Origin of the sequence: Mycolicibacterium rhodesiae (assembly GCF_002086695.1) — a bacterium.
Classification (GTDB): domain Bacteria; phylum Actinomycetota; class Actinomycetes; order Mycobacteriales; family Mycobacteriaceae; genus Mycobacterium; species Mycobacterium rhodesiae.
In genome coordinates this window covers 146,546-166,397 of record NZ_MVIH01000011.1, presented here as the reverse complement: position 1 = coordinate 166,397, position 19,852 = coordinate 146,546, and the positions used below count along the sequence as shown (strand labels likewise).

The window sequence follows — 19,852 nt, the reverse complement described above, 5'->3', positions numbered from 1 at the left end:
AGGAGGAGCTATGCATTCGGATCGTTTCCGGCAATTGGTGGACGCGACGGGTCCGTTCGTCTCGATCTATTTTGATGATTCTCACGACACCGAGGACGCGACCGCGCAGCTCGACGCGCGGCTGCGCGACATTCGCAAACAGCTTGAAGAGCACTCCGTCGACACGTCGGTGATCGAGGCCGTCGAGGGTGCGGTGCGCGGCGCCCAGCCGCCGGTCGGCCGCAGCGGCCGCGCCGTGATCGCCGCGGGCGACACGGTCGTCCTCGACGAGCACCTCATCCGCCCGCCGACCACCACCGTGGTGCGGGTATCCGAACTGCCGTACCTGGTGCCGATCGTCGAGCACGGCATGCTGCACACCACCTATCTGCGTGTCGCCGTCGATCAGACCGGTGCCGATATCAGCGTGCATCGCATCGCGCGGGTCACGTCAGAAAACGTGGACGGCGACGGCTACCCGGTTCACAAGGCCAAGTCGTCCGAGGGCCACGAATATGGCAAGGAGCACGCCGTCGAAGAGGCTGTCCGCAAGAACATCCGTGAGGTTGCCGACCGCGTCACCGAGCTCGTCGACGAGACCGGCGCGGGATTGGTTTTCATCGAGGGAGTGAACACCGCACGCACCGAGTTGGTGTCCGCGCTGCCCGAACGGGTTGCCGACAAGGCCGTCCAGCTCGAGGGCGGCGGGCGCGCCGCAGGCACCGACGAGGCTGAAGTGCATCACGAGATCGGGCAGGAGTTCCTCAAACGCCGGCTGGCGACCATCGACGACGCTGCTGCGCGATTCGCCGCCGGCCGGGGCACCGGGCTCTCCGTGGAGGGCCTCGCCGATGTGACGGCCGCTCTGCGGGACGGGGCGGTGGACACCCTGATCATCGGCGACATCGGGGACGCCACCGTCGTCGCCGACGCGGGACTGGCGCTGATCGCCGCCGACCCCGACACGCTGTCCGATCTCGGCGTCGCCCCCGAACACACGCTGCGCGCCGACGAGGCCCTGCCGATCAAGGCGGTCGCCACCGACGCCGCGCTGGTTCGCACCGACGAGCGCATCAGCCCGGCCGACGGCGTGGGCGCGGTGCTGCGATACGCGGAGAACAGCTCGGCTTAATGCCCGGCGTCGGTTGGTGCATCGGTGCCCCCGACGAACAGCAGTGCCACCAACGCGATCGCCACACCGCCGGTCATCACCACCGACAGCGCGACCTCGTCGTTGCCCATCAAGCCGACGACCGGTGCGATCACCGCGCCGACACTGAACTGCGCAGCACCCAGCAGGGCGGCGGCGGTTCCGGACGCTTCATGGTGGCGCGACAGCGCGACCGCGGGAGCGTTCGGGATGACGAAGCCCATCATCGCCAGGACAGCCCAGACCGGGACCAGGAAGCCGTAGATACCGCCGGTGTGGGTCACCGACAGCGCGACGAACACCGCACCCACCCCGGTCGCCACGGTCAACGCGATCATCAGGATGCGTTGCGGGGACAACCGGCGCAGCAGAACAACATTGAGTTGGGTGGCGACGACGAACGCGATCGCCCCCGCCCCGAACACCAATGCGAACGTCTGCTGATCCAGACCGTGGCGGCCCTGCAGGACGAAGGCCGCACCGGCAATATAGGCGAACAGCCCGGCCATCCCGAGCGCACCGACGATCACCAGGATGACGAACTTCAGATCGCGCAGCAGGCTTCCGTAGGTCGCGACGATCGAGCGGACCCGCAAGGGCCGACGACTGCCGACCGGGAGGGTTTCCGGCAGTGCGAGCGCGGCGACCAACAGCAGTGCGCCCGCCAGCACGATCAGCAGCGCAAACACCCAGTGCCAGGACGCCTTGAGCAGCACCGCCGCCCCCAGCGACGGCGCGACGATCGGCGCAACCCCGAGGATCAGCATCAGCCGCGACATGACAGTTGCCGCGGCGCTGTCGTCGAACAAGTCACCGACGACGGCGACCGCGACCACCATCGCGGCGGCCGCGCCCATCCCCTGCAGACCGCGGGCCAGGCTCAGCACCGCGATGTCGGGTGCGAACAAGCACAGCAGCGACGCCAGCATGTGCAACGCGATCCCGGCCATCAGCGGGCGGCGGCGGCCCAGCGAATCCGACAACGGACCGACGATCAGCTGCCCGAGAGCCAGCCCGGCCAGCGTTCCGGTCAACGTCAACTGCGCCACCGACGAGGACACCCCGAGCTCGTCGGCTATCCGCGGAAGCGCAGGCAGATACATGTCGATGGTCAGCGGTCCCAGCGCCACCAGCGCGCCCAACACCACGATCATCCGCAGCCGGCTCGGACCCGCGACGGCCGTGCTCAGTGGCGGCGGTTTGCGGGTGGCAGTCACAGTTCGCGATGTTGCCATGCACACCCACAGCACGCGCAGCCGATTATTTGTTCCTCCTGCGGCTATCCCACCCGTGGTGACCGGGATCACCGCGGGGCACCTTTGCGCGGTGGTCGTTCGTTAGCCTGGAAGCACCTGACCAGGAAGGCACAGCCATGAAGGTCCGCCGAGGGTCTCGTTCCGATGTCGCCGGCCGAGCGGCTCCGTCCGAAAACCTGCCCGCCCAAGTCGAAGACGACTCGACCATGTCCGCGCGGGTGCTCTCCCAGATCCTCGAGCGCAGCACGCGTGCGCAGGCACCGGCGGTCCGCGCCTACGTCGCGCGGCTGCGCGGATCCAACCCGGAAGCGACCCCCGCCGAGATCGTCACCAAGCTCGAGAAGCGCTATCTGGCCGCGGTGATGGCCAGCGGTGCCGCCGTCGGATCGGCGGCGGCATTCCCCGGCATCGGCACACTGGCGGCGTTGTCGGCGGTGGCCGGCGAGACGCTGGTGTTCCTGGAGGCCACCACGGTGTTCGTCCTTGCCGTCGCCGACGTCCACGGCATTCCGCTCGAGCAGCGCGAGCGTCGTCGCGCGCTGGTGCTGGCGGTGCTCGTCGGGGAAGAGAGCAGGGGCGCGATCGCCGACCTGATCGGCCCGAGCCGCACCAGCGGTGCGTGGCTGGCCGAGGGTGCGGACATGCTGCCGTTGCCCGCGCTGGCCCAGTTGAACACCCGCTTGATGCGGTACTTCGTCAAGCGATTCACCCTCAAGCGGTCGGCGATGGCCTTCGGCAAGATGCTGCCCGTCGGTATCGGTGCGGCGGTGGGTGGCGGCGGCAACCGAATGATGGGCAAAAAGATAGTGAACAATGCCCGCGCGGCATTTGGGCCTGCGCCCAGCCGGTGGCCGGTCAGCCTGCACCTGCTGCCGGCGATCGAGCCGGGCGGATAACCGTTCGCCGACCTCCGACGACCGGTTATCGCAGCAGCTTCGGGCATGGAGCTGACGTGCTTCGGGAACGCCTAAGAAGCGATAGCCTTTTAGGCGGCGGCCGTGGGGGCACCAAAATTGGGGCAAACCGTCCGAGCACGGTTGCCGGGGACGAAGGAATTGAGGCGAGGAACTGCCGTGAGCAGTACTAGTTCACCATTCGGGCAGAACGAATGGCTGGTCGAGGAGATGTACCGGAAGTTCCGCGACGACCCCTCCTCGGTCGATCCGAGTTGGCACGAGTTCCTGGTCGACTACAACCCGGAGCCGACCACCGACTCGGCCGCCGGCGGCAACGGGCAGTCCACCGCGACGGCGGCACCCGTCGCCCCTCCGGAACCCGCACCGGCTCCCCCTCCGGCCAAGCCGGCCCCCGCGAAGCCCGCACCCGCTGACAACGGCGCGGCGAAGGCGGCACCGGCCAAAGCCCCGGCCAAGGAGCCGGCGGCCAAGCCTGCCCCGGCGTCGTCCTCGGACAACGGCGACGAGACCCAGGTGCTGCGCGGCGCGGCAGCGGCCGTCGTCCGGAACATGAACACCTCGCTGGAGATCCCGACGGCGACCAGCGTGCGGGCCATCCCGGCGAAGTTGATGATCGACAACCGGATCGTCGTCAACAACCACCTCAAGCGCACCCGCGGCGGCAAGGTCTCCTTCACCCACCTGCTGGGCTACGCCATCGTGCAGGCGGTCAAGAAGTTCCCCAACATGAACCGGCACTACGCCGAGATCGACGGCAAGCCCAATGCGGTCACCCCCGCGCACACCAATCTGGGCCTGGCGATCGACCTGCAGGGTAAGAACGGACAGCGATCGCTGGTCGTCGCCGCGATCAAGAACTGCGAGACCATGCGGTTCGGCCAGTTCATCGCCGCCTACGAGGACATCGTGCGGCGCGCCCGCGACGGCAAGCTCACCGCCGAGGACTTCGCCGGCGTGACGATCTCACTGACCAACCCCGGCACCATCGGCACCGTGCACTCGGTGCCCCGGTTGATGGCCGGGCAGGGCGCGATCGTCGGCGCAGGCGCGATGGAGTACCCGGCGGAGTTCCAAGGTGCCAGCGAGGAGCGCATCGCCGAGCTCGGCATCGGCAAGCTGATCACGCTGACGTCGACCTACGACCACCGCATCATTCAGGGCGCGGAGTCCGGCGACTTCCTGCGCACCATCCACGAGCTGCTGCTCTCCGACGACTTCTTCGACGAGATCTTCTTCGAGCTCGGCATCCCCTACGAGCCGGTCCGCTGGCGCACCGACAACCCGGATTCGATCGTCGACAAGAACGCCCGGGTGATGGAGCTGATCGCGGCCTACCGCAACCGCGGTCACCTGATGGCCGATATCGACCCCCTGCGTCTGGACAAGACCCGGTTCCGCAGCCACCCCGACCTCGACGTCAACACCCACGGCCTCACGCTGTGGGATCTGGACCGGGTGTTCAAGGTCAGCGGATTCGCGGGCAAGGAATACAAGAAGCTGCGCGATGTGCTCGGGCTGCTGCGCGACGCCTACTGCCGCCACATCGGTGTCGAGTACACCCACATCCTCGAACCCGAGCAGCAGAAGTGGCTGCAGGAGCGCATCGAGGTCAAGCACGAAGGGCCGACGGTCGCGCAGCAGAAGTATGTGCTGTCCAAGCTGAACGCCGCTGAGGCCTTCGAGACCTTCCTGCAGACCAAATACGTTGGGCAGAAGCGCTTCTCGCTGGAAGGCGCGGAAACCGTCATCCCTATGATGGACGCCGCGATCGACCAGGCCGCCGAGCACGCGCTCGACGAGGTCGTGATCGGCATGCCACACCGCGGCCGGCTCAACGTGCTGGCCAACATCGTCGGCAAGCCCTACTCACAGATCTTCAGCGAGTTCGAGGGCAACCTGAACCCGTCGCAGGCGCACGGCTCCGGCGACGTCAAGTACCACCTCGGTGCCAGCGGCAACTACATCCAGATGTTCGGCGAGAACGACATCGAGGTGTCGCTGACCGCGAACCCGTCGCACCTGGAAGCTGTCGACCCGGTGATGGAGGGCATCGTCCGGGCCAAACAGGATCTGCTGGACAAGGGTGATGGCGATGACGGCTTCACCGTCATGCCGATGATGCTGCACGGCGACGCGGCCTTCGCCGGCCAGGGCGTCGTGGCCGAGACGCTGAACCTGGCCCTGCTGCGCGGCTACCGCACCGGCGGCACGATCCACATCATCGTCAACAACCAGATCGGTTTCACCACCTCGCCGCAGGACTCGCGCAGCTCCGAGTACTGCACCGACGTCGCAAAGATGGTGGGAGCGCCTATCTTCCACGTCAACGGCGACGACCCCGAGGCCTGCGTCTGGGTGGCCCGCCTCGCGGTGGACTTCCGGCAGAAGTTCAAGAAGGACGTCATCATCGACATGCTGTGCTACCGCCGTCGCGGGCACAACGAAGGTGACGACCCGTCGATGACCCAGCCCTATATGTACGACGTCATCGACACCAAGCGCGGTGTGCGCAAGACCTACACCGAAGCCCTGATCGGCCGTGGCGACATCTCGATGAAAGAGGCCGAGGACGCGCTGCGCGACTACCAGGGTCAGCTGGAGCGGGTGTTCAACGAAGTTCGCGATCTCGAGAAACATGAGGTCGAACCCAGCGAGTCGGTCGAAGAAGACCAGATGATCCCGCGCGGCATGACCACCGCGGTGGACAAGTCGCTGCTGGCCCGCATCGGCGATGCCCACCTGGCGTTCCCGGAGAACTTCAGCGTGCACCCGCGCGTCAAGCCGGTGCTGGAGAAGCGTCGCGAGATGGCCTACGAGGGCAAGGTCGACTGGGCGTTCGCCGAATTGCTGGCGCTCGGAACGTTTTTGGCCGAGGGCAAGCTGATCCGGTTCTCCGGTCAGGACACCCGCCGCGGCACGTTCACCCAGCGGCACTCGGTGATCATCGACCGCAAGACCGGCGCGGAGTTCACCCCGCTGGACCTGCTGACCGTCAACCCGGACGGCACACCGACCGGCGGCAGGCTGATGGTGTACGACTCGGCACTGTCGGAGTATGCCGCCGTCGGCTTCGAATACGGCTATTCGGTGGGCAACCCGGACGCACTCGTGCTGTGGGAGGCGCAGTTCGGCGACTTCGTCAACGGCGCGCAGTCGATCATCGACGAGTTCATCAGCTCCGGTGAGGCCAAGTGGGGCCAGCTCTCCGATGTGGTGCTGCTGCTCCCCCACGGCCACGAGGGCCAGGGACCCGACCACACGTCGGGCCGCATCGAACGGTTCCTGCAGCTGTGGGCCGAGGGGTCGATGACGATCGCACTGCCGTCCACCCCGGCGAACTACTTCCACCTGCTGCGCCGCCACGGCCTCGACGGCGTGCACCGTCCACTGATCGTGTTCACGCCGAAGTCGATGCTGCGCAACAAGGCTGCCGTCAGCGACATCCGGGACTTCACCGAGCAGAAGTTCCGGTCGATCATGGAGGAGCCGACCTACACCGACGGCGACGGCGACCGCAACAAGGTCACCCGAATCCTGTTGACCAGCGGCAAGATCTACTACGAGCTGGTGGCCCGCAAGGACAAGGACAAGCGCGACGACGTCGCGATCGTCCGGGTCGAGCAGCTGGCGCCGCTGCCCAAGCGGCGACTGAGCAACACCTTGGATTCGTATCCGAACGCCAAGGAGTTCTTCTGGGTGCAGGAGGAGCCGGCGAACCAGGGTGCGTGGCCGACGTTCGGCCTCACGCTGCCGGAGTTGTTGCCGGAGAAGCTGACCGGGATCAAGCGGATCTCGCGGCGTGCCATGTCGGCGCCGTCGTCGGGCTCGTCAAAGGTGCATGCCGTCGAGCAGCAGGAGATCATCGACGAGGCGTTCGGCTAGAAGGGGACCGCGTCAGCGCGAGCTGAACGCCTCGGCTGTGGGGCTTATGCACGCTATTTGGCACATTCGCGTGCATAACCCCCACACACTCGACGCTCGCCTACGCCTAGAAGCCGAAGTTGTTCAGCAGATCCAGCGGGATCGGCGAGGTGCCGTTCGCCAGGTCCTGCATGGCGCGCGGGCAGAAGTACGACACGGCCAGACCCGTGAACATGGTGGCCGCGCCCAGCGGGCGGCCCATCCGGTCGGCGACGGTGGAAGCGATGTCGGCGGTGTTCTGGCTGCGGTCGGCGAGCAGCGGGCAGATCGACTGACCCATCTCGACGGCCTGCGCGGGGTCCATCCCGGTGATACCCGCATTGCCCAGCGCGGCCAGAAAGTCGTCGGAAGTGGTGTCGGCCTGCGCGGGCGCCGCCAATGCGACAGCCCCGGCGATCAGTCCGGCAACTGCCCCGGCACTGGCCATACGGCGAAATGTCATGCTCTAAGCATCGCGGTCGACCATCCCGCTGTTACCCGCGGGGTGCCTACCCGATAACCTGAGCCCATTCGACACACGTCAAACAACGCGAGGAGTCGTTCATGCAGGGGTTCGCCGGAAAGGTAGCGGTGGTGACCGGAGCCGGGTCAGGCATCGGTCAGGCACTGGCGATCGAGCTGGGCCGGTCGGGTGCCAAGCTGGCCATCAGCGATATCGACACCGAGGGTCTGGCGATCACCGAGCAGCGCCTCAAGGCGATCGGCGTTGACGTCAAAGCCGACCGGCTGAACGTCACCGAGCGGGAGGCCTTCCAGGCCTACGCCGACGGCGTCAAGGCGCACTTCGGCAAGGTCAACCAGATCTACAACAACGCCGGCATCGCGTTCTCCGGTGACGTCGAGATCAGCCAGTTCAAGGACATCGAGCGGATCATGGACGTCGACTTCTGGGGCGTCGTCAACGGCACCAAGGTCTTCCTGCCGTACCTCATCGAGTCCGGCGACGGCCACATCGTCAACGTCTCCAGCCTGTTCGGGATCTTCTCCGTACCCGGCCAGGCCGCCTACAACGCGGCCAAGTTCGCCGTGCGCGGCTTCACCGAGGCGCTACGCCAGGAGATGATCCTGGCCAAGCATCCGGTGAAGGTGACCACGGTGCACCCGGGCGGGATCAAGACCGCGATCGCGCGCAATTCCACTGTGGCCGAAGGACTCGATCAGGCCGCGATGGCGAGCGCCTTCGACAAGAAGCTGGCCAAGACGTCGCCGGAGCGCGCGGCCCAGATCATCCTCGACGCCGTTCGCAAGAACAAGGCGCGGGTGTTGGTGGGCGCCGACGCCAAGATCCTCGACGTGATCGTGCGCATCACCGGTTCGGGCTACCAGCAGCTGTTCTCCACCGTGCTGCCCAAGCTCGCTCCCCCGATGCGCTGAATCTGCTCAGCGCCCCAGCGGGTGCGCGGACAGCCATTCCTCGGCGACCGACCGCGGGTCGCGCCCCTCGGCGACGTGCTGGCGCATGTCCACCAGCGAGCCGGTGTCGAGCACGCCGGCGAGTTCGTTGATCGCGCGCACCTGCGGATCGTCGAGTTCATTACGACGGTAGAGCGGCACGATGTTCTCGGCCATCACCAGTTCCGGCTTGCGGTCGGCCAGGACGACCACATCATTCGGTACACCGGTGTCGGCGGTTCCTGTCCAGCCCGCGGTGATATCCCCCGCCCGTAGCGCGGCGAACATCGTTGCCTTGTCCGGGAATTCGCGCGCAGGCGGGAGCATGCAGCCCCCTACCGTGGTCGGCAGCCCCCGGGCGTAAGCGATGGCTCCGAGGCGCAGCCCGGCGCAATGGCTCACCAGAGCGGTCAAATCTCGGCTACCCCATGCCGACGCCGTCGCATCGGCGACGGCCAGCGCGGGCTTGTCGTCCGCGGCGGTGGTGTAGTCACCGGCACCCAGCCCTTCGGGCAGCACCCCGAGAAGCGCGCGGTACACCTGGGAATCCGAGCGGGCCTTGGTGCCCGGCGCGAACTTCTGCAGCAGTCTCCCGGTGAATCCCGGCACCACGCTGACCGCTCCGGAATCCAGCGCTTTCAAGGGATCGTCGACAATCTCCACGTGCGCGCCCGTCCCATAAGAGCGCAGTGCGGCGGCGTACAGATTGGCCAGCAGCGTGTATTCCGGGTCGGCTGTGGCGCCGACGGCCATCGACGGTCCCGGCGCCGGCGACCCGCAGGCCACCGCCGCCAGGACCAGAAGCCCCAGAATGAGCCGGCGAAACATCGTCGGCCTCAACAAATTTCGCTCAGGCTTCGGATGCCGCCGCCACCGCTGCGGCCACCGCGGGCCCGACCCGCGGATCCAGCGGGCTGGGCACGATGTGGTCGGCCGCCAGATCGTCGCCGACGACGGAGAAGATCGCCTCTGCTGCTGCGACTTTCATCTTCTCGGTGATCCGCCGCGCCCCGGCGTCCAGCGCACCACGGAATACGCCAGGGAACGCCAGAACATTGTTGATCTGGTTCGGGAAGTCACTTCGCCCGGTCGCCACGATCGCGGCGTGCTTGCGCGCAGCATCCGGGTGGATTTCGGGGTCCGGGTTGGACATCGCGAACACGATGCCGCCCGGGGTCATCGTCGCGATCAACTCCTCGGGGACGAGCCCGGCCGAGACCCCCATGAACACGTCGGCGCCGTTGAGCGCCTCGGCGATCCCACCGGTGAGCCCGCGCGGGTTGGTCCGGGTGGCCAGCTCCGCCTTGACCGAGTTCATGTCGTCGCGACCGGTGTGCAAGATGCCTTGGCTGTCCAGCACCGTGATGTCGGTGATGCCGGCGGCAAGCAAGATGTTCGTGCACGCGACGCCCGCGGCGCCGGCACCCGACATGACCACCTTCAGCGAATGCATGTCGCGATCGAGCACCTTGGTGGCGCCGATCAATGCCGCGAGTACGACGATCGCGGTGCCGTGCTGGTCGTCGTGCATGACGGGGCAGTCCAGTGCCTCGATCAGGCGGCGCTCGATCTCGAAGCAGCGTGGCGCGGAGATGTCCTCGAGGTTGACCGCGCCGAACGTCGGGCGCAGCCGGATGATCGTCTCGACGATTTCGTCGGGGTCCTTCGTGTCCAGCACGATCGGGATCGAGTCCAGCCCGCCGAAGGTCTTGAACAGCGCGGACTTGCCCTCCATCACCGGCAGCGACGCCGCGGGACCGATGTCCCCGAGGCCGAGCACGGCGGTGCCGTCGCTGATCACCGCGACCAGTCGATTGGACCAGGTGTAGCGCGCAGCCAGCGTGTGGTCGGCGGCGATCGCGCGGCTGACCTGGGCTACGCCGGGGGTGTAGGCGATCGACAGTGCGCGCTGGGTGTCCAGCGGCGCCTTCAACTCGACGGACAGCTTGCCGCCCACGTGAGCGGCGAAGATCTCTTCGTCGTCGATAACGACGCGGGGGGTACTCACTGTTTCGGACACGGCGTCAGGGTACTCGCCCCCGAAACCGCACCGACCAGGGTCTCCCCGGCGTGAACTACGCCGACGACACTACCGGCGCGTAACATTTCCGCGGGGCCCGTCAGGGCCCCGCCTGCCGCTTGAGGGGAGGTCGGGTCATGCCGTCGTTTCGCGCTTTGCCACCGTCATTGCTCGGTGGAACTCGCTCCCGCCCCTCCGCCCCGGTCGATGCCAGACGCATTCACGTGCCCGTCGCGCGGGCCATGGTCGACTGCGCGGTCTATGTCGAGGGTGACCGGCTCACCGGCAAGTTCACCCACGCCGCGGCGTTGGAGCGGGTTCGCGAGTTGGAGGCCGGCGGCCAGAAGGCGTTCGTCTGGATCGGTCTGCATGAACCCGACGAACATCAGATGCAGGCGGTGGCCGAGGTGTTCGGCCTGCACCCGCTGGCCGTCGAGGATGCGGTGCACGCCCACCAGCGTCCCAAGGTCGAACGCTATGACGACACGCTGTTCCTGGTGCTGAAGACGGTGACGTACGTGGCGCACGAGTCGGTCGAGTTGGCCCGCGAAATCGTCGAAACCGGCGAGATCATGGTGTTCGTCGGAGCGGACTTCGTCGTGACGGTGCGTCACGGCGACCACACCGGACTGGCCGGTTTGCGCAAGCATCTGGAAGAAGAGCACCAGCACCTGGCGCTGGGCCCGTACGCGGTGATGCACGCGATCGCCGACCACGTCGTGGACACCTACCGGGATGTCAGCGAGCTGATGGAATGCGATATCGACGCCATCGAGTCGGAGACGTTCTCGCCGCTCACCAAGACCGACATCGAGCCGATCTATCTGCTCAAGCGTGAAGTCGTCGAATTGCGAAGGGCCGTATCACCTCTCACCGTCGCACTCGGCCGTTTCAATCCGGACTTCAAGGACCTGATGTCCAAAGAGGTGCTGCGCTACATGCGCGACGTCCTGGACCACGCAGCGCAGGCGGCGGACCGGATCGAGTCTTACGACGAGATGCTGTCGTCGTTGGTGCAGGCCGCGCTGGCGAAGGTGGGGATGCAGCAGAACGTCGACATGCGCAAGATCTCGGCGTGGGTCGCGATCGCGGCGGTTCCGACGATGATCGCGGGCATCTACGGCATGAACTTCGAGCACATGCCGGAGCTGTCGTGGACGTGGGGCTATCCGGCGGTGCTGACACTGATGGCGACGGTATGTGGGTTTCTCTACTTCAATTTCCGGCGCAACAACTGGCTGTAGCGGCACCTCGTTCGTCCCGCGAGCAGACATAAAGGTGCCCGACACGCCGAGGATTCCGGGACGTTTGCGTCTGCTCGCGGGGACAGGGTGTGCGCGTCAACCAGGTTGCGCTGCACGCCTGTTCGGGTCCAGCACGTCGACTCCGTCGTCGAGCCAGGCCTGACGCATCGCGTCGGCACCCTTGAGCCGCACCCAGGCGGCTTCATTCTGGGTGAGTGGTGTCGCGGTCAGGAAGTGCACCGGGTCGCGGGGTGCCTCCAACGGCAGGTCGGGAAGAGCCGAATCTCCCAGCAGCACAGCGGTGAACGCGGCACCGTCCCATAGCGGCGCGGATAGGTCGATCAGCGCATCGGCGACCAGAACCACCCCTTCGACGGCGGGAGTGGCCGCCACCACGGCCAGACTGCGGGCCAGTCCCGGGGGCGGTGTGGTAGCCCGCAGGGTCAATACGACCTCGGCCCGGGGGCCGTGCAGCGGGTCGGCGACACCGGACGAGGCCTCGGTCATCGGGTGACGCGAACACCCAAGCGTCACATAGTGAGCGACGCCGTTCGGGTCGGGCCCGAACCGCAACACCTCGATGCGTTCCAGTCCGAGGAATGTCACGCTGGCCGAATCCGGCTCGGCGTCGAGTCCGGCGTCGGCGAAGTGGCCGCGCAGGTGCGCGCGGACCGAATCCAGGGGCTGGCTCACTGAGCGGGCGGAATGGTGAGGTTCACTCCGCTGTCGGCGTCGAAGATGTGCAGCTTGGCGGTGTCGAACGCCAACTCGATCGACTGCCCGATCGCCGCCTTCGAATCCGCGGAAAGCCGTGCCACGAAATCATTCTCACCGGCACCGGACTCGGCGGCCAGTTCGGCCAGCTGAGCCGCCTTCGCACTGTCGCCGGCGGTGGTGAAATAGACGTACTTGTCGGCGCCCAGCGACTCGACCAGATCCACCGTCACCTCGAAGGTCGAGGCTTGGATGCGTTCGTAGGCGTCGAGCAGTGCCGCATCCTCGAAGTGCTCAGGCCGGATGCCCACGATCACGTTGGCGGCCTTGGGATGTCGAGCCAGGACGTTCTGCACGTCCTGGCTCAGCGTCACCTCGCCGAACGGCAACCGCAGGCTCATACCGTCGAGCGTCGCCGGGAAGAAGTTCATCGCCGGGGACCCGATGAAGCCGGCCACGAACAGGTTTGCCGGCCGTTCGTAGAGCTCACCCGGCGTGCCGATCTGCTGGGCCTCACCGCCGCGCAGGACGACGACCCGATCACCGAGTGTCATCGCCTCGGTCTGGTCGTGTGTGACGTAGACGGTGGTGGTGCCCAGCCGGTTCTGCAGCCGGGCGATCTCACCGCGCATCTGCACACGCAGCTTGGCGTCGAGATTGGAGAGCGGCTCGTCCATCAGGAACGCTTTGGGCTGGCGGACGATCGCCCGACCCATCGCCACCCGCTGGCGCTGACCGCCGGACAGCTGCGAGGGCTTGCGGTCCAGAAGTTCGGTCAGGTCAAGGATTTTCGCGGTCTCCTCGACCTTCTTGGCGATGTCGGCCTTGTTCACCTTGGCCAATGTCAAGGGGAACGCGATGTTCTGCCGGACGGTCATGTGCGGGTAGAGCGCGTAGGACTGGAATACCATCGCGATGTCACGGTCGCGGGGCGCCTTCTCGTTGACCCGGTCACCGCCGATGCGCAGCTCGCCTGCGCTGATCTCCTCGAGGCCCGCGATCATGTTGAGAGTGGTGGACTTTCCGCAGCCGGACGGTCCGACCAGGATGACGAACTCGCCGTCGGCGATCGTCAGGCTCAGATCCTTCACGGCGACAGCGCCGTCCGGATAATTCTTGCTGACATGGTCCAGGACTATCTCGGCCATCGAAAACCTCGCTACCCCTTCACCGCGCCGGAGGTCAGCCCGGCGACGATCCGTCGTTGGAAGATCAGAACGAACACGATGATCGGAACCGTGATCACCATCGCGCCTGCCGCGATCGACCCGGTCGGCTCCTCGAATTGCGAACTGCCGGTGAAGTTCGCGATGGCCACCGGCGCGGTGATCGCGGCGTCGGTGGCAGTCAACGACAGCGCCAGCAGCAGGTCGTTCCACGCGAAGATGAAGACCAGAATGGCCGCCGTCACGATGCCGGGCGCGGCCAGCGGTGCGATCACCCGGCGAAACGCCTGAGCCGGTGTTGCGCCGTCCATCTTGGCGGCCTTCTCCAAGTCCCAGGGAATCTCCCGGAAGAACGCCGACAGCGTGTAGATCGCCAGCGGCAGCGCGAACGTGATGTAGGGAATGATCAATCCCGGCCAGGTATCGAACAGCCCGAGCCGGCGCTCGATGTTGAACAGCGGTGTCACCAGCGAGATCTGGGGGAACATCGCGATCAGCAGCGCGGCACCGATCAGCGCTTTCTTACCGGTGAACTCCAGCCGAGCGACCGCGTAAGCCGCCATGCCCCCGATCACCACCGCGATCACCGTGGTGATCAGCCCGATGCCGATCGAGTTGATCAACGCGGAACTGAACGCATCGCCGCTGAAGATGCCCTTGTAGTTGTCGAAGGTGATCTCCGACGGAATGAGCTTGCCGTCCTTGACCGTTGACGTGGGCTTGAGCGACAGGCTGAGGATCCACAACACCGGGAAGAGTGCGTAGATCACCACGATCGCATCGATCACGACCCAACTCACCGCTCGCCGTGTGCCGACCCGCTCAGCCATCAGCGCACCTCGTTGTCCGTGCCCGGCGCGGACGCGCCGAACAGCTTGATGTAGACGAACGCGATGACGGCCACGGACAGGAACACCAGCACGCTGATCGCCGAGCCAAGGCCGATGTTGAACGCCTTGAACAGGTTGTCGTAGCCAAGGATTGACACCGATGCGGTGTCGTTGGCGCCACCGGTCAGCACGTAGATGTTGTCGAAGATGCGGAACGCGTCAAGCGTGCGGAACACCAGCGCCACCAGGATCGCCGGTTTGATCAACGGCAACGTCACCTTGACCAGCCGGGTCCACGGACCCGCCCCATCGACCTCGGCGGCCTTGAGCAGATCCTCCGGTACCAGCGCCAGCCCGGCCAGCAGCAGCAGTGCCATGAACGGAGTGGTCTTCCACACCTCCGCCAGGATGATGATCGCCAACGACGGGATCTGCTGGGTCAGTGGCGCACTGCCGTCCGGAAGCAGGTTGGCCAGATAGCCGGTGCCCGGCGTCCACGCGTAGTACCAGCTGTAGGAGGCGGCGACCGTGACGATGCCGTACGGAATGAGGATCGCGGTCCGCACCAGTCCCTTGCCGAAGATGGTGCGGTGCATGACAAGTGCGAGCGCCATGCCGAGCACGAACTCGATGGCAACCGAGACGACCGTGATGACCAGCGTGATGACGAACGCCGTCCACCAGTAGTTGTCGCTCAAGATGGTCTGGTAGTTCTCGAACCAGATGAACTTCGTGTCGGCCGGGCTGGCCAGGTTGTAGCGCTGCAGGCTCAGCCAGAGCGCGTACACGATCGGGTAGGCGGTCACCGCGAGCATGAGAATCACGGCCGGGGCGATCAGCAGGTAGGCCAGCTTGCGTTGTGAGCGGCGGTCATCGCTGCGGGTCGCAGTATTCGCTGACGTGCGGGCGGGCGCGGTCACGGGATCAACCCCTTTCCGTCGATCGCCTTCTGCACCTGCTCGGCAAGCTCATCCGCGGTCTTGTCCGGGTCGATCTGGGTGATCGGGGCGAGCGTCGCCGAAATCCGGGTCGACACCGCCTGATAGTTCGGCGTCGCCGGGCGCACCGCCGCGGTGGTCAGCTGATCGCGGATGATCGCGTACTGCGGATACTTCTTCTGAAACTCCGGATCGTCGTACAGCGACGCGCGTACGGCCGGCAGACCACCCTCGATCGAGGTGTACTTCTGGTTCTCCAGGTTGCGGATACAGCGCACGGCTTCGAACGCCTCGGCCGCGTGCCTGGTGGTCTTGGCCACCGCCAGGTTCAGCCCGCCCAGGGTGACCCGGGTGGGCCGGCCCGGGATCACACCCGGGTAGGGGGCGAACCCGAAGACTTCCTTGGACGCGTCGAAGGCGACGGTGAACTGGTCGTCGCTCGGCGAGAAGGTTCCGGCGTCGTTGATGCTGCCGCCCAGCTCCGGCTTGGAGTTGAGTGGCAGGAACGGTACCCCGCCCTTGACGGCGTTCTCCAGCATCGAGGCGAACACGAAGGGCCAGTTGACCTCCAGCGCCGCCTTGCCCTGTTCGAGGGCCAGTCGCGCCGTGCCCTCGTCGGTCTGGGTGACCGACGGGTCGGCCCCCGGTGCGGTGGCGACGGCCTTGATGATCTGCAGCGCTTTGACCGTCGCCGCCCGGTGCTCGGGCGTGTCGGTCAACGTGACCCGCTTGCCGTCGTCGGAAAGTACCTGTCCCCCAGCGCTTTCCAGCAAAGTGTTGAACCAGACCACCAGACCTTCGTACTGCTTGGCCTGCACCGCGATCCAGCTGGGCTTACCCTCGGCGTGCAGCCGGGTGGCCTCGGCGACCATGCCGTCCCAGGTGTCCGGCGGCGGTGCCACCAAATCGGCTCGATACCAGAGCAATTGGGTGTTGGTGGTGACCGGTGCGGCGTACAGCTTGTCCTGCCACTTGGCCGTCTGCAGCGGGCCGGGCAGGGTGTTGTCGGTCGCATCGGACTCGGCCTGACCGGCCGGGTCGTCGGACAGCGGCAGCGCCCAGCCTGCCTCGGCGAACTCCGCGGTCCACACCACGTCGAGGGCCATCACGTCGAGCGTGCGGTCGTTTCCGGTCAGCCTGCGCGCCAACTGCAGCCGCTGATCGTCAGCCGCCTTGGGCAGGCTGCGCTGTTCGATGCGGAAGCGGCCGCCGAGTTCCTCATTGCAGCGCTTGGCCACCGCGGTGAACGTCGCCGTCTCACTGGCCGGGGTGTAGAAGCTGACCACCAGACCCTGCTCGCCGGAACTGCACGACGAGACCAACGAGGCGCACGTCAGTGCGGCAATCGCGGCCGCCCCAACCCGCCGAGCGCGTGCGCCTGGGCAAGCCATCTCCCAACCGCCTCCTGCCTTCACCCGCCTTCACCGGTACGTGCGGCAACTGTCCGCGCTCGGCGCAGGCTGCATCACGGCAGGGCAATGCCCCGCGGCCAAACCGTAGAGCTCTCCTGCCGTGATGTGCAACACTCCCACGCCGGATGCGGCCAGATCGTGACCGCATCCGCCGTGATCAGCGCGTCAGATCTTCAAGCGCGCCAGCATGTCCCGCGCCTTCTCGGCGCTCTGCGGATCGCACAACACGTCGTAGCGGCCCGCCACCAGTTGCATGGTTGAGCTGAAATCCCTTGTCCCACGCGCCATCGCGTACGGGACCGATGAGGTGATCAATCCGAATATGACGCCGGCGACGACGCCGGTGATCAGCGACGCCCACGGGTTGGGGCTGAAGAATCCCAACACCAGGCCGATGAAGATGCCCAGCCAGGCGCCGGTGATCACACCACCCCCCAGCACTTTGGGCCACGACAGCCGGCCGGTGACACGTTCGACCTGCATCAGGTCCACGCCGACGATGGTCACCTGCTCCACCGGGAACTGCTCGTCGGACAAGTAATCGACGGCCTTCTGGGCCTCGGCATAGGTCGGATACGAACCGATGGGCCACCCCTTGGGCGGGGTCGGCAGGCCGACCGGACCGCGGCGTGACGCGGCGGCGGCGCCACCGGGGTTCTGACCCTGGAAAGGGCTGGTCATAACTGCTCATTCTCCTGTCGTGCGCGGCGTTTGTCGCGTCGTATCGCGCCCGCTCGAAGCGGGCCGGATTCCTGATCAACCTGATCAACGTGGTACCGCGGACGTTGGTGCCCCAACAGCAAGCCAGCCCCGCGCCACCTGCACATACGCTAGGTTGAACAGCATGACAGCTTCCGGCGGCGACTCCGGCGAAAAGCCGCAGAACGCGGGCGAACAGGGCCCGTCCGAGGGCACGCACGAAGCCCCGCCCATCGAACAGAACCCGTCGTCACCCGGCTACGAGACCACCCCGTCGGGCTACGAGCCCACGCCGCCGGCCTATCCCGGCTACGACGCGCCAGGGGCCTACCCGCCGCCGCCGGGGTACAGCGCGCCCGGCTATCCGCCGCCGGGTTACGGTCCGCAACCGGGTTACCCGCCGCCGTCGCCCGGCGCTTACGGGGCACCCGGCTACGCCGAGCAACCGTCGGCCTATCCGCCGCCGCAACCCGGCGCCTACCCGCCCCCGCCGCCGCCGCAGTACGGCGCAGCGCCGTACCAGGGCGGCTACGGGTACCCGGCCCCGGCGACGGGCACCAACACTCTGGCGATCTCGTCGCTGGTGGCCTCGGTCATCGGATTGCTGTGCGGGATCGGCTCGATCGTCGGGATCGTCTGCGGCATCATCGCGCTCAATCAGATCAAGCGCACCCGTCAGGGCGGCTACGGCCTGGCCATCGCCGGGATCGTGGTGGGCGTCGCAACCCTGATCATCAGCATGATCTGGGCCATCCACGCCTGGCGCTGACCCGATGACCTATCCCCCGCACCCGGAAGGCACACCGCCACCGGCTGATCCGTACGCGCCGCTGGACTATCCGTCGAACTTCCCCGCGATGCCACCGCCGGTGTATCCGGCGCCCTACCCCGCGCCGGCGGCGTACCCGGGCTACCCCTACCCGCCGCCCGGCTACCCCGGCTACCCCGGTTATGGCGATCCCTACGACCCGTACCGGCCGACCAAGCCGCCCGGCACCAACGGAAAAGCCATCGCGGCGTTGGTGACCTCGCTGGCCGGTCTGCTGCTCTGCGGGCTGCCTTCGATCGCCGGCATCATCCTGGGGATCGTCGCGATGCGCGAAACCAAGCGCACCGGGCAGGACGGCTTCGGGCTCGCGGTCGCCGGCGTGGCCATCGGCGCCGTGATCATCGCCCTGATCGTGCTCTACATCGCGTTCGTCGTGATCCTCGCGGCCAGTACCACGACGTCACCCAGCAGCTATTAGCTCGGCGGGACGAACCGCTCGCCCTGGCGTTGCATGCCGGCCGCCCGGCCCTTGCCGACGACCACCAGCGCCATCTTGCGGCTGGCTTCGTCGATCATCTCGTCGCCGAGCATCACCGCGCCGCGGGCCCCGCCCGCCGTCGATGTGTGCCAGTCGTACGCCTCCAGGATCAGCTCGGCGCGGTCGTATTCGGCTTGGCGCGGACTGAAGATCTCGTTGCCGGCCTCGATCTGATCCGGATGCAGCACCCATTTGCCGTCGTATCCCAGCGCCGCCGCCCGCCCGGCCACCCGCCGGAACGCGTCGACGTCGCGCACCTTCAGATACGGTCCGTCGATCGCGGCGATGCCGTGCGCGCGGGCGGCGATAAGGATCGTCATCAACACGTGGTGATACGCATCACCGACGTCGTAACCCTCCGGCTGCTCACCCACCACCAGGGTGCGCATGTTCAGACTGGCCATCAAATCGGCCGGGCCGAGCACCAGCGCCTGCACCCGCGGCGCGGCGGCGATCGCGTGGATGTTGGCCAGCCCCTTGGCATCTTCGATCTGCGCGTCCACACCGATCCGCCCGACCGGCAGACCGTGGGTGCGCTCGAGCTGGGTCAGCAACAGGTCGAGGGCGTGGACGTGGGCGGCCTCGGTCACCTTGGGCAACACGATGACATCGAGGTGCCCGTCGCGGGCCGAGGCCACCTCGGACACCACGTCGATCACGTCGGAGTAGGTCCACGGCGTGGTCCAGTCGTTGACCCGCACGCCCCGCAGCTGACCCGCCCAGCCCGGGCCCGCCAACGCCGCGCCGACCTGTTTGCGGGCCTGCGCCTTGGCATCTGGCGCGACCGCGTCCTCGAGGTCGAGGAACACCTCGTCGGCAGGCAACGCCTTGGCCTTCTCGATCATCTTGAGACTGCTGCCCGGAACCGACAAGCAGGTTCGACGGGGCCGATACGCGTTCTCCACGC

The 19,852-nt window shown here is 66.8% G+C and carries 18 protein-coding genes; 7 read left to right on the top strand and 11 right to left on the bottom strand.

The features are described 5' to 3' along the window. Positions 1-10 precede the first annotated feature (10 nt). Positions 11-1,111, top strand: coding sequence for an Rv2629 family ribosome hibernation factor (locus tag BST42_RS21200; protein WP_083121288.1), 1,101 nt, complete (start codon positions 11-13; stop codon positions 1,109-1,111). Here the strand turns inward: BST42_RS21200 and BST42_RS21195 are convergent. Further along, positions 1,108-2,364 (bottom strand): multidrug effflux MFS transporter, encoded by a 1,257-nt coding sequence (locus BST42_RS21195; protein WP_083121315.1) that lies wholly within the window; start codon positions 2,362-2,364, stop codon positions 1,108-1,110. The genes BST42_RS21200 and BST42_RS21195 overlap by 4 nt on opposite strands. A gap of 137 nt (positions 2,365-2,501) precedes the next feature. Between BST42_RS21195 and BST42_RS21190 the strand changes: the two genes are divergently transcribed. Both BST42_RS21190 and BST42_RS21185 read left to right on the top strand, forming a co-directional pair. Then, positions 2,502-3,281, top strand: a complete 780-nt coding sequence (locus tag BST42_RS21190) for a hypothetical protein (RefSeq protein WP_083121287.1) — start codon at positions 2,502-2,504, stop codon at positions 3,279-3,281. Between the two features lie 177 nt (positions 3,282-3,458). Beyond that, positions 3,459-7,184, top strand: a complete 3,726-nt coding sequence (locus BST42_RS21185; protein ID WP_083121286.1) for a multifunctional oxoglutarate decarboxylase/oxoglutarate dehydrogenase thiamine pyrophosphate-binding subunit/dihydrolipoyllysine-residue succinyltransferase subunit — start codon at positions 3,459-3,461, stop codon at positions 7,182-7,184. Between the two features lie 106 nt (positions 7,185-7,290). Here BST42_RS21185 and BST42_RS21180 read toward each other — a convergent pair whose 3' ends face one another. After that, a complete protein-coding gene (locus tag BST42_RS21180; RefSeq protein ID WP_083121285.1) occupies positions 7,291-7,665 on the bottom strand; it encodes a DUF732 domain-containing protein in 375 nt (124 codons plus the stop codon). 101 nt (positions 7,666-7,766) lie between these two features. Here BST42_RS21180 and BST42_RS21175 point away from each other — a divergent pair, with 101 nt between their 5' ends. Beyond that, a complete protein-coding gene (locus tag BST42_RS21175) occupies positions 7,767-8,597 on the top strand; it encodes an SDR family NAD(P)-dependent oxidoreductase (RefSeq protein WP_083121284.1) in 831 nt (276 codons plus the stop codon). Between the two features lie 6 nt (positions 8,598-8,603). On the opposite strand, the gene BST42_RS21170 is transcribed toward BST42_RS21175, so the two are convergent. Together BST42_RS21170 and BST42_RS21165 are read right to left on the bottom strand one after the other, a co-directional pair. Then, positions 8,604-9,443 carry a glycine betaine ABC transporter substrate-binding protein gene (locus BST42_RS21170; protein WP_083121283.1) on the bottom strand — a complete coding sequence of 280 codons (840 nt, stop codon included), beginning with the start codon at positions 9,441-9,443 and terminating at the stop codon, positions 8,604-8,606. A gap of 22 nt (positions 9,444-9,465) precedes the next feature. Next, positions 9,466-10,635: an NAD(P)-dependent malic enzyme gene (locus tag BST42_RS21165; protein WP_083121282.1), complete on the bottom strand. Its 1,170-nt coding sequence runs from the start codon at positions 10,633-10,635 to the stop codon at positions 9,466-9,468. Positions 10,636-10,772: 137 nt separating this feature from the next. Here BST42_RS21165 and corA point away from each other — a divergent pair, with 137 nt between their 5' ends. Then, positions 10,773-11,879: a magnesium/cobalt transporter CorA gene (gene corA, locus BST42_RS21160; RefSeq protein WP_083121281.1), complete on the top strand. Its 1,107-nt coding sequence runs from the start codon at positions 10,773-10,775 to the stop codon at positions 11,877-11,879. A gap of 96 nt (positions 11,880-11,975) precedes the next feature. Here the strand turns inward: corA and BST42_RS21155 are convergent, their stop codons facing one another. The 6 genes from BST42_RS21155 to BST42_RS21130 all read right to left on the bottom strand — a co-directional run bounded on the left by BST42_RS21155 (position 11,976) and on the right by BST42_RS21130 (position 17,620). Then, positions 11,976-12,572, bottom strand: a complete 597-nt coding sequence (locus BST42_RS21155; protein WP_083121280.1) for a suppressor of fused domain protein — start codon at positions 12,570-12,572, stop codon at positions 11,976-11,978. Further along, positions 12,569-13,741, bottom strand: coding sequence for an ABC transporter ATP-binding protein (locus BST42_RS21150; RefSeq protein ID WP_083121279.1), 1,173 nt, complete (start codon positions 13,739-13,741; stop codon positions 12,569-12,571). Before BST42_RS21150 ends, BST42_RS21155 begins: the two co-directional genes overlap by 4 nt. Positions 13,742-13,752: 11 nt before the next feature. Beyond that, entirely contained in the window at positions 13,753-14,589 is an 837-nt protein-coding gene (locus tag BST42_RS21145) for a carbohydrate ABC transporter permease (protein WP_083121278.1), read from the bottom strand. Then, on the bottom strand, positions 14,589-15,509 hold the full coding sequence (locus BST42_RS21140) for a carbohydrate ABC transporter permease (RefSeq protein WP_083121277.1): 921 nt from the start codon (positions 15,507-15,509) through the stop codon (positions 14,589-14,591). Before BST42_RS21140 ends, BST42_RS21145 begins: the two co-directional genes overlap by 1 nt. Next, positions 15,506-16,918 carry an ABC transporter substrate-binding protein gene (locus tag BST42_RS21135; protein ID WP_083121276.1) on the bottom strand — a complete coding sequence of 471 codons (1,413 nt, stop codon included), beginning with the start codon at positions 16,916-16,918 and terminating at the stop codon, positions 15,506-15,508. The genes BST42_RS21140 and BST42_RS21135 overlap by 4 nt, the downstream gene beginning before the upstream one ends. Before the next feature lie 186 nt (positions 16,919-17,104). Next, positions 17,105-17,620, bottom strand: coding sequence for a general stress protein (locus BST42_RS21130; RefSeq protein ID WP_083121275.1), 516 nt, complete (start codon positions 17,618-17,620; stop codon positions 17,105-17,107). Positions 17,621-17,774: 154 nt separating this feature from the next. Here BST42_RS21130 and BST42_RS21125 point away from each other — a divergent pair, with 154 nt between their 5' ends. Further along, entirely contained in the window at positions 17,775-18,407 is a 633-nt protein-coding gene (locus tag BST42_RS21125) for a DUF4190 domain-containing protein (protein WP_083121274.1), read from the top strand. 4 nt (positions 18,408-18,411) lie between these two features. Further along, entirely contained in the window at positions 18,412-18,885 is a 474-nt protein-coding gene (locus BST42_RS21120) for a DUF4190 domain-containing protein (protein ID WP_083121273.1), read from the top strand. Here BST42_RS21120 and BST42_RS21115 read toward each other — a convergent pair. Continuing rightward, complete coding sequence (locus BST42_RS21115; protein ID WP_083121272.1) at positions 18,882-19,850, bottom strand: HpcH/HpaI aldolase/citrate lyase family protein; 969 nt, start codon at positions 19,848-19,850, stop codon at positions 18,882-18,884. The two genes, BST42_RS21120 and BST42_RS21115, sit on opposite strands and share 4 nt — an antisense overlap. Positions 19,851-19,852 lie beyond the last annotated feature (2 nt).

Coding starts and splice junctions, on each gene's coding strand:
- BST42_RS21180 (WP_083121285.1), bottom strand. CDS start 7,665: ATGACATTTCGCCGTATGGCCAGTGCCGGGGCAGTTGCCGGACTGATC.
- BST42_RS21130 (WP_083121275.1), bottom strand. CDS start 17,620: ATGACCAGCCCTTTCCAGGGTCAGAACCCCGGTGGCGCCGCCGCCGCG.
- BST42_RS21190 (WP_083121287.1), top strand. CDS start 2,502: ATGAAGGTCCGCCGAGGGTCTCGTTCCGATGTCGCCGGCCGAGCGGCT.
- BST42_RS21120 (WP_083121273.1), top strand. CDS start 18,412: ATGACCTATCCCCCGCACCCGGAAGGCACACCGCCACCGGCTGATCCG.
- BST42_RS21145 (WP_083121278.1), bottom strand. CDS start 14,589: ATGGCTGAGCGGGTCGGCACACGGCGAGCGGTGAGTTGGGTCGTGATC.
- BST42_RS21175 (WP_083121284.1), top strand. CDS start 7,767: ATGCAGGGGTTCGCCGGAAAGGTAGCGGTGGTGACCGGAGCCGGGTCA.
- BST42_RS21150 (WP_083121279.1), bottom strand. CDS start 13,741: ATGGCCGAGATAGTCCTGGACCATGTCAGCAAGAATTATCCGGACGGC.
- BST42_RS21195 (WP_083121315.1), bottom strand. CDS start 2,364: ATGGCAACATCGCGAACTGTGACTGCCACCCGCAAACCGCCGCCACTG.
- BST42_RS21135 (WP_083121276.1), bottom strand. CDS start 16,918: ATGGCTTGCCCAGGCGCACGCGCTCGGCGGGTTGGGGCGGCCGCGATT.
- BST42_RS21170 (WP_083121283.1), bottom strand. CDS start 9,443: ATGTTTCGCCGGCTCATTCTGGGGCTTCTGGTCCTGGCGGCGGTGGCC.
- corA (WP_083121281.1), top strand. CDS start 10,773: ATGCCGTCGTTTCGCGCTTTGCCACCGTCATTGCTCGGTGGAACTCGC.
- BST42_RS21200 (WP_083121288.1), top strand. CDS start 11: ATGCATTCGGATCGTTTCCGGCAATTGGTGGACGCGACGGGTCCGTTC.